We start from the raw sequence: 12754 nt of genomic DNA, 5'->3' as shown, positions 1-12754 counted from the left end.
CGTCAATTAAATATCAAAAAATAGCTTTATAGACTCCGAAAACTAGTGATTTTCCCCATTAGCCAGTGTAGTTGATGAGGGATGCACAATAGGCCAATTATCCATACAGATAACAACAAAATTATCGACTAAGCAAATGGTAATGTATTACCTGTGAAGGATCCTAAATTGTGTTCCGTTTGTACCCGATATTTAACCACAAGGATTTTTCAAATGCCTAAAATTAGCGCAGATAAGCAAGCTTGGTTTATTTTAAGTGCCTTCAGTCTATGCTTCTTCGTTATTACTGCAGCTACATTTAGTTCTCTTGGGGTTGTTATACCGGCAATGCTAGGTGAATTAGCTTGGGACTGGACCACTGCAGGTTTTGGTTTTACTTGTTTAGGCATAGCTTGTGGTTTGAGTAGTTATTTACCATCGATAACCATTAGAAAATTAGGTTTACCCTACACTTTATTTATTGGCCTAGTTATTTTAGGTACAGGATTCATAACACTGTTTTTGACCCAAATACCTATCTCTTACTTTGTTGGCTGTATATTAATCGGCACAGGTTACAGTTTTGTAGGTACGGTACCCGGTACTTATGTTATTACCCATTTTTTTAAAAAGCATTCCACCGCATTTGGTATCTATTACACAGTTGGCGGCTTAGGTGGTGTGGTAGGACCCATCACAGTTTGGTTAGCAACTGACGTTTTAGGTAACTGGCGTTTTCATTGGATAGTCATGTTGACTGCGGTTACAGTTTCGGTAGGTTCAATTTTATTAGCCCTGTTGTTCACAGATACCGAAATTTTAAAACAGCCGCCCAAGCATGAAAAAACAGCTCAAGTAAAAAAACGGATCTACGAAACAGAGCAAGTTTGGACCTTTAAAAGTGCTGTAAAAACCCCTCAATACTTGTTGTTAATGGCGACCTATACAACTGTTTTGTTTGTCATGATTGGCGTGAATAGTTTTTCAGTTACCCACTTAACAGAAGTAGGTATCTCATTTGCACAAGCCTCTACCTTACTTTCAGCGGTTGCTTTATGTAATGCCATTTCCAGAATTGTTGGCGGTTTTATAGGCGAATACTGTGACGCAAAAATTATGTTGCTAGTTGCCTTAACGTTATTGGCGCTCGGTATGATAGTGCTAAGTTTTGGTCAATCACTCCCCATTATCGGCTTTTATTCATTCGCTATCGGCAGTGGTTTCGGCCTGACGTTTTTATCATGTACTGTGTTACTAGTTAGGTATTTTGGTACAAATCCTTATTTACCTTTGTATTCACTAATGAACGTAGTCGCTACATTTGCTTCTGCCGCACCAATACTTTGTGGATACTTAGGGGACATGACAGGTAGCTTTATTTTACCATTTTTAATCATTGGCTCCCTGCCAGTCCTTATGTTTATCGGTATAAGCTTTATGCATCCACCTCGTTTACCGGAATCCCCAGCACTCTCTGATATTTCGGATAGCCCCCAAATACAGCCTGTTCCAATCGCCAGTTTAGTGAAGGAGTAGCTATCTATAGCGCATCGAATGAGTAAAAAAGCACTGCTAATAATGATTATTAACTCACTTATATTTTAAAAGGCTCTTATGAAGAATTTAACCACAGGGACTCAAGCAAAACTCGTATTATTTACGTTTAGTTTGTGCTACTTCACTATTACCGCCGCTACATTTAGTTCACTAGGGGTGGTCCTACCCTCTATGGTAAGTGAATTAGATTGGGACTGGACTATTGCTGGTCTAGGCTTTACCTGTTTAGGCATTGCCTGTGGGCCAAGCAGCTACTTACCTTCTATAACCATTAGAAAATGGGGCTTACCTGCTACGTTAATAATTGGATTAACTATTTTAATTGCAGGATTCATCTTGCTATTTAAGACCCAAACCCCTGCATCTTATTTTTCTGGTTGTATATTACTTGGAATTGGCTACAGCTTTGTAGGCACAGTTCCGGGCACTTATGTGATCACCCATTTTTTCAAAAAACATTCCACCGCATTCGGCATATATTACACAGTAGGTGGTATCGGCGGCATCGTTGGGCCTATCACTGTTTGGTTAGCAACAGATATTTTAGGCAGCTGGCGTTTTCATTGGTTAGTGATGTTAACGGCAATAACAATAGCTGTATCTTTAATTTTAATAACTTTTCTTTTCACTGATACAAAGCGTTTAAAACTCCCCCCAAAACAGGAAAAACCGGATCCAATTAAAAAAGGTGTTTATACAACAGAACAAGAATGGACCTTTAAATCCGCAGTAAGAACACCTCAATACTTGTTATTGCTAGCGACCTATTCAAGTTGCTTGTTTGTCATGATCAGTGTCAATAGTTTTTCGGTGTCCCATATAAAAGAAATCGGCATTTCATTTGCACAGGCATCTGCTCTACTTTCTGCTGTGGCTTTATGTAACGCAATCTCTCGAATTTTGGGCGGGTTTATTGGTGAATACATTGACCCCAAAAAAATGTTGCTCGTTGCTCTACTATTATCTGCATCAGGTATGTTTACCCTAAGCTTTGCTCAATCATTACCTACTATTGGTTATTTTTCTTTTGCGATTGGCTGTGGTTATGGCCTGACATTTTTATCCTGTACTGTGTTACTTGTTCGTTATTTTGGCACAGGACCTTATCTACAACTGTATTCACTAATGAATGTAGGTGCCACTATTGCATCTGCTGCACCATTAATCTGTGGCTACATACGAGATATTACCGACAGTTTTGTGCCCGCATTTTTAATGATTGGTAGCATACCTATCATTATATTTATTAGCGTAATTTTCATGCGCCCGCCTAGATTAGACCAACAAACGTCTGAACAAGTCCCTTCCAACTCATTCATCAAAAATAAACTTGTCGCATCAGATGCGAATAAGTAGTCAAAGTAGGAGTTTTTAAATTGACAACTAATAACAAAGAATTTGGAGTATTTTTACCCATCGCAAACGGTGGTTGGATCGTATCTGAAAATACGCCTATTTTAGATGCTTCATACAAGCAAAATAAAACTGCAGCTATGATTGCTGATAGCTACAAAATGGATTTCATTATGTCTATGGCCAAATGGCGTGGATATGGTGGTACTACTGAACATTGGGGTACTTCATTAGAGTCTTTAACTATGATGGCAGGCATTGCAGAAGCCACAAGCCACTCCAAAATCATTGCCACTGTGCATACTTTACTGATGAATCCAGGTGCGGTTGCCAAAATGGTAACCACTTTAGATCAAATATCTGAAGGTCGTGCTGGTTTGAATATAGTATCAGGCTCCTTTAGAGATGAACTTAATCAAATGGGGGCCTGGCGTGATGATGTTGACCATGATGAACGTTATGTCTATGCACAAGAGTGGAGTGATTTAGTCCAAAATTTATGGAAAGAAGATCATGTCAATTACGATGGAAAATACTTCGATTTTGAAGATTGTGTTTCTCAACCTAAACCCGCAAAAAAACCATTTACTGTCTGTGCTGGTCAATCTGAAAGGGGTTTACGTTTCTCAGTAAAAAACACAGATGCCTGTTTTGTTGGTGGCAAAAATGATGAAGAAACCTTAAAAATCACCCGTCGTGCCCGAGAAATTGCTGCTGAAATAGACACCTCAGTTAAGTGCTACTGTATGGCTATTTTAATTATTGGTGATACCGATGAAGAAGCCTTAGCCAAAGCCGAATATTATCGTCAAGGTAAAGATGCAGGTGCTGTTGAAGGTATGATGCGTTCTTATGGAATTGACCCAGCTCTTAAAGACAACGCTATGGTGATCCGGGCCCAAGGCGCGTTTATGAGCCGTGAGTTAGTAGGTACTGTAGAAACAGTCAAACAAAAACTCATAGACATGATTGATGGCACCGAAATGGATGGCGTGATGATTATTTTTGATGATTATGAAGCTGGATTACATAAATTTGGTCAGGAAATTTTACCAGACCTAAGAGCACACTATGGATAATAGTTGTGCAACTTACCAGCTAACTGAATTACAACCATCTTGGCTTTCACCCACAAGAACGGCTTTGTGCATCATAGATGTACAGGTTGATTTTGCTAGCCCTGAAGGATTATTAGGTCAATTTGGTTTAGACATGAGCCCATTACAATCAGCCTTGATGAAATGTTTGGAACTGGTTGAAAGTGCGCGTAAAGCTGGTGTGCCCGTATATTTTATTGGCCTTAAAACATCTGCTAAAGATGACTCACCAGCATGGCGAGAGCGTATGACTCGTCAAGGTAAAAATGCGGAGATTGAAAGTGCCATTTGCCGTGAAGGTACATCTGGAATGGACTTTTATAAAATCCTTCCTGAACCAACAGATACGGTTATTTATAAAGCCCGTTACAGCGCTTTTTATGACACTCAATTTGACCAAAAACTAAAGCAAAATGATATCGACACCTTAGTATTTTGCGGCATAACCACTGAGTGTTGTGTTGAGTCCACGGTTAGGGATGCTTTTCATCATGATTATCATACGATTCTCGCATCCGATGCCTGCGCTGCTTATGAGACAAACGTCCACAATGCCAGTTTATATACCATGGCAACCAGTTTTGCCTTATTAAGCAACACACAAAACATTTGTGAAATGTGGGAGAAATAACAATGACCAGTCCACTTTACCCTTCTGATACGAAGGTCGCTTATAACATCACAGATGATGACGTAGAAAAAATTAAAGCCGCTATCGATATAGATGAGCTTACAGAGCTTGTTTTGACTTTAGGTAATATTCCGAGTCAGTCTCGATTCGAAGCCGAGTCTTCTCAATTTGTCTTTGATTGGCTACAAGATAACGGTTTTAAAACCCGTCAATGTGGTGCCACTCCTGAGCGCCAAAATATTATTGGCGAATATGGCGGTACAGGAATGGGCAAAAACCTATTGTTCACTGCACATTTGGATACAGAAAGTCCGAGTGATGATCCTCATATCAATAAGCATAGGTTTACTGAACAAACATTAGCGAATCCTGAATGGAAAACCTGCTGGCTTGAAGATGGAAAATTTCACGGTTTCCCTATTTATAACGACCGCGGACCAATGAGTTGTTTCTTAATTGCAGCAAAAGCACTTAAAAAAGCAGGATTTGATTTAGCAGGAAAACTTTATCTGACTGCATGTCCAGGTGAAATAGGCCCAGAGCCAATGGAACAATATGAAGGTGTGGATTACCTTGGTAAAGATATTGGTGCCAACTATTTGTTCCATCATGGTGGTGTGGTAGCTGATTATGCAATTGCAGCAGAAGGCTGTGATTGGGGCGTAACATGGCAAGGATGTGGTTATGTGCTTTATCGCATTCAGATTTTTGGAGAAGGTGTATTCACCCCTATTCTAGATGCCCCTACTGATGTAAATGCGCACCCTAACCCTATCTATAAATTAGGGCCTGTTATAGATGCTTTACATAGTTGGTCGTTAAAGTACGAAGCTGATAACCACTATGAAACAGCCGGAGGCGTATCTATTCCTAAAGCACAAATAGACGCTATCAAAGCAGGCTCACCCACATCATTTGGTGCCGGGACCGATATTTGTTCTGTTTATCTTGATGTGGGTCTGACCCCACAACAAACCGCAGCGCAGTCTTATCATGAACTTAAACAAGTTATGTCAACATTAGATATTGCTGGTTACGAGATTGAACCTATGGTGGTTCGTAATGGTTATGAAGCAGATCCAACTGCAGTATCACCTTTAGTTAAATCACTTTGTGATGCCACCAAGGCAGTGAACGGCGACGCTATTGAGCGTGCCCACCCTGCTTATTCAAGCATGTGGCGTGACCATAATGTATTTAATATGCAAAGAGTGCCAGCTATCACCACTGGTATGCCTAGATTTGCAGCCACCCCTGAAGATCTAGTGAAAAGCGCACTGATTTATGCATTAACCGCCCTTTCAGTTTGCGGTAAGCAATAGTTTTAGAATTGGAGAATTGAATTTATGAAAACCTCATTAGCTGAGTCTACTGAAACACTACAAATAAAACCTTTAAAAGATGAATTTGGCGCACAAATAGAAAATGTTGATCTACAGTCAGCAGATGACGCGACACTTGAAAAAGTAGTACAAGCATTTCGTTTGCATGGTGCTATTTTACTTAGAAATCAAACCATGGAGCCAGATGATCTGATGCGGTTTATTTCGGCTTTTGGTGAGCCAGAATTACACACCCAGAAGAATTATTGTTTACCTGGTTACCCTCATATATTTAGATTATCAAATATGACAGATGAAGATGGTAACGCCCTAGGAGCTCATAATGATGGTGTAGGTTGGCATACAGATTATTCTTACAAAGCAGAACCTGTAATGTCTACCATGCTCTATGCAGTTGAGGTGCCAGACGAAGGTGGAGAAACCTTATTAGCGGATCAGGTCGCTGCTTACAATGATTTATCTGAAGATAGAAAGGCGCAATTAGATCCCCTTAAAATTCATCATTCTTATGTGCATTTCGTTGAAAATCGTGAATTTAATAGTTATCAGTTAACCGATGAACAACGTCAAGATAACCCTGACGTTATTCACCCAATGATACGGGTACATCCTGCCGATGGCCGTAAAGCCTTATGGATCAGTACAGGTACAGTTAAACATATTATTGGCATGGAAGACGACGAAGCATTTAAATTAGTAGATGAACTAATAGAATACGTGACCCAACCCAAATATGTCTACGCACATAAATGGCAACAAGGTGACGTTTTAATGTGGGACAATCGATGTACTTTACATACAGGCTCTTTGTTTGATGATAAAAAGTATAAGAGAATGGCGCATCGATTATGGGTTAAAGGTGAAAAGCCTATTCCTGTTAAAATCAAATAGCTCAAATTAATTTTGAGCTAAATTTATAGTCTAGATATGCGCTTTCGTCACCTTACAGTGCTAGCGCATGAGTGCTTAAAAAATATTCGATAGTACTTTTATCCCCATAACTTGTATCTAGAGCCGCTTGAAATCGTTTAGCCTTAATGCCTTTCTTACAAGGTGTTTCGTTACGCAGTATATTCAACGCAATATGACGTGCTATGGCCATTATTGGGGCAGCGTTTCCTCGACCTATTCGACTCTCATCTTCCCTGAAACTGACATCTAATATCTAATGCAGTTCATTTTCTACGCTCCAGTGACGTCGAATGGTTTTGTTGCTGTAATGATGAAATCTAATATCTACATTCTGTCGTGAACTCATCATTAATATGTCGCTCTGATTCAATCTTGCAAATCCTGTTTTAATCCCAGCCACTTCTTGGTTAAGTCACTGATACTACTGATAGCTTCACTGTACTATTAACGGCTGTGCTCTAGACGGCCATGATCACTATCAGTTTCCTCTGTACTCGAACAGTCAAAACTAAAAATCAAAATGTAATTGCGCATAGTTCCTCATTTTGCAGTCTACATTGTTTGGCGGAGTGATTGATTTGCGTATAGATTAGCTTTAATTGCCTGCAAATAAATCGTGAATGATTCGTGGCAAGTTAAAGGTAGGTGTTTCCAAAAAGACTAAGCATTAATAACAAGACCGTTTCAATTATTTACCTTGTAAGATAACCTAGTCTGCAGGGTTGTCACTTTAAAAGTGGCAACCATTAAGCCGTGTTTGATAGATTAATGCACAAAAAACAGCACAATTTCTACCGCAATAAGGATGATAATAATCCATTCTAAAAACGACGAGTGTTTGTGATTTTGCTCCGCTGCGAGCATTTCATGCAACTCATTTATGGTCGACAACTTCATGGTCAATAGCTCTACTCGTGGCTTTAAGTCTAAATAACGGCTAACCGTTAAATACTTTTGTTCTTGTTCTGGGTATTCCCAAAAAAACTCTGGTGTATCGAGCAAGTTGAAGTGCAACAAAATATCACTTTTAGTACTAAAAAGGGCACCACGTAACTTCGAAAGTTGTTTGCGGCTTAAGGGGATTTTGCCTGTTTTTGCCAGAGTGTGTGACAGGTAGGCATTATCTTTAATGGTGCGTTCGGCCAATACTTCAAAACGACCAAGCTTGGCTGATTGCGCCAGTGCATGACTGACTGCCAATAAAGTCATGGTTTTACAATCCGGTAAAATAATGTGATCGTCAATCATAGAAAGCGCGGCATTTTCAGATACTTCAAACACATAGTGTTCTCGGTCTTTTTGGATGTTGAGTTGCTCCACATATTGGTGGATCATCTCAGCTAGCTGAGACTTTTTGCCGTCACTTATTCCCCAAGATATGATCACACCATAATCAAAAATAAATACCTGACCTTTAGGCGTACTAATGCTCAATGCATCGCGAAAACGTTTTACAAAGTATGTTTGGCCAATTTTTTTACTTAGGCCATCTAGTTTAATATTGTCGCCTAACAACGACACATCTACTTCACTAGTCGCAAAATTAGAAGTCATTTAGAGTTCCTTAACATCGGCTTTGCAAATCACCAAAGCAGTGCGTAATTTTGTTTTTCCATAACTCGATAATTTAATAAAGTCATCTAAGGCTACGGGAATATGTTGGCAATCAAATCCAGCTGCATGTTGCTCTGGTACGCTGGGATCATGTAGATACAGACATTCATCATCTATTGCAGTGATTGCCACCCAATGGGGTACTTTGTATCCGTCCATTTGATAAGTGCTAATTAAACTTAATACTTTACAGCCGTCTTTAAGGGCATGCTTTAACGCGTTTAAATCAAAGTCTGCATAGACGACCGGGATCTTTTGTTGTTGCACTCTTAACTGAAATTGTTGTTCTATTATCTCTACTGTATTTTTTTTGACTTGCTGGCGAACGCCTGAGGTAAATAATGGCAAGGGTTGATTGATATATACCTTTACCTTGAATCCTCGTTTTTCTGCAGCTAAGGCTAATCCTAAGGGGTGGCAACCACCATGACCGGCCATCATAAAAATAGTGGTGGCTTCGCGCCATAGGTCAAACTCTAAGGGTTGCTCCATTACTGTGTCTTCAGACAGGCTAGCCATAGCCATCATTAAGGCTGCAGGCCCACAGGTAAAATCGGTTGTTTGTGCATACCAAGGGTAAGACGGCAACTGATTGTGTTTTGCGGCTTGACGTATTGGTTTTTGCATTCTGAATGCATCACCATTATTTTCGTAGTAATGCTGGTAATCACCAAAAATGACATATCCCATAGACTGATATAAACCAATGGCGCGCTCATTGGTTTTTTCTACTTCTAATCTTAAGAATAATTTACCGGCCGCTACTGTTTGGGCTTCTAAAGCCAGCAAGAGTTGGCGCCCCACGCCTTTTCCTTCGACGACTTTATCTATCGCAATAGAATAGAGCCGCGCCAAACGGGTGCCTTTACGCATAATAACTAAACCATAACCTATGATTTGCTCATCCTGCGTCGCCACCATAAACACTCTATGTTTGGCCTTAATCCAATATGAAAAACTGCGTTTACTTAATCTATCGGTGGCAAAACAGCGTTGCTCTAAAGCCACTAAGGCTGTCAAATCTGCATTTTTTGCATCCCTAATAGTCAAATTTTGCGAGTCTTGTAAAGGGTTAACATGCACCATGGATTTTTCCATGATTAGCGGCCTCTTTGTTCGAGGCGGTTAGCAAACTCTTGCATAATTTGCATATATAACTCGTAGCCTAAGTAACGATCTTCAACACCTTGTTCGATGCTAGGGTTGTCGTTGACTTCTATTACATAGACCTTGTCGTTGACTTGTTTTAAATCCACACCGTATAAACTGCTACCAATAAAAGAACATGCTTTGACGGCGGTTTCCAACACTTGGCGAGGTACTTCAAAGGTGGCCATGGTTTCAAAATCACCCGATGAGAAACGCTTTGCTCCATGGTTGTATATTTGCCAGTGATTTCGAGCCATGTGATAGCGACAGGCATAAATTGCGCGACCATTTAGTACTCCAATCCGCCAGTCATATTCGGTGTAGAGATATTCCTGTACCAAGATGATCGCCGAGTCAGCAAGTATGGCATTCAGTTTCTGTTCCAGAGCTAAACGATCTGCCACCTTAAAAACACCTTTAGAAAACGAGCTTTCTGGCAGTTTTAAAACCATAGGGTAGCTGAAATCTTGCTCTAGCTGTTCAAGAGTGGCCGCGTTAGCATCAGACACAAACTGTGTTTTAGGCGAGGGCACTGAGTTGTAACTAAAGGCATCATGCAAAAAGACTTTGTTGCAGCAACGCAAGATCGATGTGGCATCGTCCATCACCACCAAACCTTCTTTTTCGGCTTGTCTAGCAAGTTGATAAGTATGGTGACGAATCGCCGTTGTTTCACGAATAAACAAGGCATCGTAGCGATTTAATAAACCAATTTGATCAACAGTTACCAGTTCAGCATTAATGCCAAATTTATTCGCAGCCTTAACAAAGTTTTTTAAGGCTTTTTGATCGCTGGGGGGCGTTTCTTCTTCGTTATTTACCAATATCGCCATATCCCAACGAAAGCGTTTACGATTTTTGTTACTGCGCCACACATTATTGGTGAAATTATCCAACCTCTGTTGCAGCGTTGCATGTTGCTCTGTGTTTAACTTTGCAAGGGCATATAAACTCACAGTGGCAAATAACTTTTTATCTTGCCAGTGAAGCAATAACTTTAAAATGGGCGCTGGATACTGTGCAAAAATGTAGTGCGCAATTTTGTTGATGTTTTCATCTTGGTGCCAGCCAAAATACACTAACACATCACTAGATTTGTCTTTCCCATAGGTTCGCGAAATGGCTGCAGGAATAACCACGACTAAGCCTTCTGACTGGCAGGTTAAGTCATTAATTGTACTTACACTGGGCAGCACTTGATGCTGCCGCGCTTCAGCCAGCAGTGAGCAATAGTAACCCTGACTCAAATATTGAGTAGAGTCGCATAAGTTAATCAATCTTGTGGTGGCGTTTCCCTTCTTTGGAAACTCTGACAAATATTGATTAAAGTTAACAATCATTGCATTAGTACTTTCGATATTTGGGCTATCGTTTAAGACAATGAGGTTTTTACGCATGTTATTCATCCAAACACATTTTTGTGAAGCGCCGATTTAGGGCGACGAAATTTCGCGGATCCTACTTCTTTTGTTCGCTTTGTGAATACTTTTCATGGCTAAATTTTTTAATCGTCAGGAACAAATTAATTGTGGCTATAATCACCACTCAATAGCAGAATACTGCTGACCATTTTATAGGTTTGTTATTACGTCTTTAGACCCTTCTTGGGACATAAACCTATCTTTACTATAGTGTGATTTCTTATGGATATTCGGTTTCTTGTGACTTTTATGGAAGTGGCGCAAACCAGACATTTTGGAAAAGCTGCTGAAAACTTATATTTAACTCAGTCGGCAGTCAGTGCCCGTATCAAACAGCTTGAAGAGTACTTCAATGCGGCACTTTTTGTGCGCAATAGAAATAGTTTGCAATTGACTGCTGCAGGGGAAAAACTACTGCCGTTCGCTTCCTCCCTCGCCGATACACTCGAACAGGCCCGAGCGACAATGAATGAAGAAAGTATTCAATATTTAAGTATTGCCAGTACCAGTAATGCTTGGGATATGTACTTAAAGCATAAACTGGATGAGGTAAAGGGGCATCTTGACCATGTTTCCATACGAGCAGAAATATGCAGTCATGAACAGCTGAGTCGAATGGTGCACGAGCACAGCATTGACTTGGCATTGACTACATTACCTTTTAAATCAGATGATGTGGAAATTCTCGAGCTCAGTGATTCAATGTTATCACTGTATTGTTCTGTTGGAATAATTGAAGAGGCCCTTGAGCACTTTAATATTTCCATAGACTGGGGTCAGAAAACCAATGAAGCCCTCGAAAAAATCTATCCGGAAATTAAAAAGGCGAGTATGCGTACTGGTTCACTGCAAGTTGCTTTGAATTATTTGTCTACTCACAACAGTGCCATTATTCTTCCTGCACAAATTGCGAAAGAGTTGGTGAACGCAGGTAAATTGCACGAGGTTGATTCATTATCGCCGCTAACTGTTAAGTGTTATTTAATTTATTTGAAACAGTCAAAAGACGCTAGATTAAAAAAATTTATTGAAGTGTTTAAAGGCATGATTGAAAACCAACAAGGGCGCTAGTGCGCCCTTGTTTTGAAGTCGTGTTTCTAAAGTATTAGACCAGTTTGGTGAGGGGTTGATAACCTTCTGAGTCTAACTCTTCGTTAATACATTCCAGCAAATAGACTGATAATTCTTTACCATCGGTACCGTCTTCTTGTGCTAATTCTGTGCAATATTGTTTGAGTTCTGCAATCAGCTCTTTGTCTGCTACAGGGCGCTCATCAGCAAAAACTGCTGTTGTTAATAATAAACCTAGTGTCAACAATACTTTTTTCATCATATTCTCAATAGTTTGACTATTCATTAATGTAAGCCGGCGGATTGGCGTCGCCTTTCTGCGGCTCTTCTTTGTGATATTTTTTTGCCTTTTTTAGCGTCAAACTCTAGCTCATCGCTATATTCGGCATTAAATCTATGCTTTGCAGCGCCATTTACTTTGTCGTAATCATCTTTCTTAAAATGAAAATTTTTGCTCATTACCTTGTCCAAAAATGTTAATAAACTTTGCACTTAGTGCGGCTTCATTATTGAGGTAATTCTCGAAATTAGAAAACGAAATAATTTACTCTTAAAGAGCAAAAAGATTGTTTAAAGTAATGGAAGGACAAGCTCTGACTATATTTCTGATTTCACTAATCACAGCGA

13 protein-coding genes are annotated in these 12754 nt (G+C 39.8%); 7 read left to right on the top strand and 6 right to left on the bottom strand.

Going from position 1 to position 12754, the window contains the following annotated elements:
- The first annotated feature begins 213 nt into the window (after positions 1 to 213).
- The 6 genes from AAC000_RS02175 to AAC000_RS02150 all read left to right on the top strand — a co-directional run bounded on the left by AAC000_RS02175 (position 214) and on the right by AAC000_RS02150 (position 6851).
- On the top strand, positions 214 to 1515 hold the full coding sequence (locus AAC000_RS02175; RefSeq protein WP_339719680.1) for an MFS transporter: 1302 nt from the start codon (positions 214 to 216) through the stop codon (positions 1513 to 1515).
- 78 nt (positions 1516 to 1593) lie between these two features.
- Positions 1594 to 2892, top strand: a complete 1299-nt coding sequence (locus AAC000_RS02170) for an MFS transporter (RefSeq protein ID WP_339719678.1) — start codon at positions 1594 to 1596, stop codon at positions 2890 to 2892.
- A gap of 20 nt (positions 2893 to 2912) precedes the next feature.
- A complete protein-coding gene (locus AAC000_RS02165; RefSeq protein ID WP_339719677.1) occupies positions 2913 to 3968 on the top strand; it encodes an LLM class flavin-dependent oxidoreductase in 1056 nt (351 codons plus the stop codon).
- Positions 3961 to 4617 carry a cysteine hydrolase gene (locus AAC000_RS02160; RefSeq protein ID WP_339719676.1) on the top strand — a complete coding sequence of 219 codons (657 nt, stop codon included), beginning with the start codon at positions 3961 to 3963 and terminating at the stop codon, positions 4615 to 4617. The genes AAC000_RS02165 and AAC000_RS02160 overlap by 8 nt, the downstream gene beginning before the upstream one ends.
- 2 nt (positions 4618 to 4619) lie before the next feature.
- Positions 4620 to 5939, top strand: a complete 1320-nt coding sequence (locus AAC000_RS02155) for a M20/M25/M40 family metallo-hydrolase (protein ID WP_339719674.1) — start codon at positions 4620 to 4622, stop codon at positions 5937 to 5939.
- Between the two features lie 24 nt (positions 5940 to 5963).
- On the top strand, positions 5964 to 6851 hold the full coding sequence (locus tag AAC000_RS02150) for a TauD/TfdA family dioxygenase (RefSeq protein ID WP_339719672.1): 888 nt from the start codon (positions 5964 to 5966) through the stop codon (positions 6849 to 6851).
- Between the two features lie 52 nt (positions 6852 to 6903).
- Here AAC000_RS02150 and AAC000_RS02145 read toward each other — a convergent pair whose 3' ends face one another.
- From AAC000_RS02145 to AAC000_RS02130, 4 genes are all read right to left on the bottom strand, one after another.
- Positions 6904 to 7062, bottom strand: a complete 159-nt coding sequence (locus AAC000_RS02145) for a hypothetical protein (RefSeq protein ID WP_339719670.1) — start codon at positions 7060 to 7062, stop codon at positions 6904 to 6906.
- Between the two features lie 575 nt (positions 7063 to 7637).
- The gene (locus tag AAC000_RS02140; protein WP_339719669.1) at positions 7638 to 8426 is read right to left on the bottom strand and encodes an RMD1 family protein; all 789 of its coding nucleotides are present in this window, start codon (positions 8424 to 8426) and stop codon (positions 7638 to 7640) included.
- A complete protein-coding gene (locus AAC000_RS02135; protein ID WP_339719668.1) occupies positions 8427 to 9584 on the bottom strand; it encodes a GNAT family N-acetyltransferase/peptidase C39 family protein in 1158 nt (385 codons plus the stop codon).
- Between the two features lie 2 nt (positions 9585 to 9586).
- Positions 9587 to 11032 (bottom strand): RimK family protein, encoded by a 1446-nt coding sequence (locus AAC000_RS02130; RefSeq protein WP_339719667.1) that lies wholly within the window; start codon positions 11030 to 11032, stop codon positions 9587 to 9589.
- A 246-nt stretch (positions 11033 to 11278) separates the two neighbouring features.
- On the opposite strand from AAC000_RS02130, the gene AAC000_RS02125 reads away from it, so the two are divergent.
- The gene (locus AAC000_RS02125) at positions 11279 to 12127 is read left to right on the top strand and encodes a LysR family transcriptional regulator (protein WP_339719666.1); all 849 of its coding nucleotides are present in this window, start codon (positions 11279 to 11281) and stop codon (positions 12125 to 12127) included.
- Positions 12128 to 12161: 34 nt separating this feature from the next.
- Here AAC000_RS02125 and AAC000_RS02120 read toward each other — a convergent pair whose 3' ends face one another.
- Entirely contained in the window at positions 12162 to 12386 is a 225-nt protein-coding gene (locus AAC000_RS02120; RefSeq protein ID WP_339719826.1) for a hypothetical protein, read from the bottom strand.
- 26 nt (positions 12387 to 12412) lie between these two features.
- Positions 12413 to 12586: a hypothetical protein gene (locus tag AAC000_RS02115; RefSeq protein ID WP_339719665.1), complete on the bottom strand. Its 174-nt coding sequence runs from the start codon at positions 12584 to 12586 to the stop codon at positions 12413 to 12415.
- Positions 12587 to 12754 lie beyond the last annotated feature (168 nt).

The organism is uncultured Paraglaciecola sp., assembly GCF_963977085.1.
In the GTDB taxonomy this organism is placed as follows: Bacteria; Pseudomonadota; Gammaproteobacteria; order Enterobacterales; family Alteromonadaceae; genus Paraglaciecola.
Note: the sequence above shows the minus strand (reverse complement) of the source record. Positions and strands in the feature narration are given on the sequence as shown.

Coding starts and splice junctions, on each gene's coding strand:
- AAC000_RS02155 (WP_339719674.1), top strand. CDS start 4,620: ATGACCAGTCCACTTTACCCTTCTGATACGAAGGTCGCTTATAACATC.
- AAC000_RS02145 (WP_339719670.1), bottom strand. CDS start 7,062: ATGGCCATAGCACGTCATATTGCGTTGAATATACTGCGTAACGAAACA.
- AAC000_RS02150 (WP_339719672.1), top strand. CDS start 5,964: ATGAAAACCTCATTAGCTGAGTCTACTGAAACACTACAAATAAAACCT.
- AAC000_RS02160 (WP_339719676.1), top strand. CDS start 3,961: ATGGATAATAGTTGTGCAACTTACCAGCTAACTGAATTACAACCATCT.
- AAC000_RS02130 (WP_339719667.1), bottom strand. CDS start 11,032: ATGCGTAAAAACCTCATTGTCTTAAACGATAGCCCAAATATCGAAAGT.
- AAC000_RS02170 (WP_339719678.1), top strand. CDS start 1,594: ATGAAGAATTTAACCACAGGGACTCAAGCAAAACTCGTATTATTTACG.
- AAC000_RS02175 (WP_339719680.1), top strand. CDS start 214: ATGCCTAAAATTAGCGCAGATAAGCAAGCTTGGTTTATTTTAAGTGCC.
- AAC000_RS02140 (WP_339719669.1), bottom strand. CDS start 8,426: ATGACTTCTAATTTTGCGACTAGTGAAGTAGATGTGTCGTTGTTAGGC.
- AAC000_RS02125 (WP_339719666.1), top strand. CDS start 11,279: ATGGATATTCGGTTTCTTGTGACTTTTATGGAAGTGGCGCAAACCAGA.
- AAC000_RS02135 (WP_339719668.1), bottom strand. CDS start 9,584: ATGGAAAAATCCATGGTGCATGTTAACCCTTTACAAGACTCGCAAAAT.
- AAC000_RS02120 (WP_339719826.1), bottom strand. CDS start 12,386: ATGAAAAAAGTATTGTTGACACTAGGTTTATTATTAACAACAGCAGTT.
- AAC000_RS02115 (WP_339719665.1), bottom strand. CDS start 12,586: ATGAGCAAAAATTTTCATTTTAAGAAAGATGATTACGACAAAGTAAAT.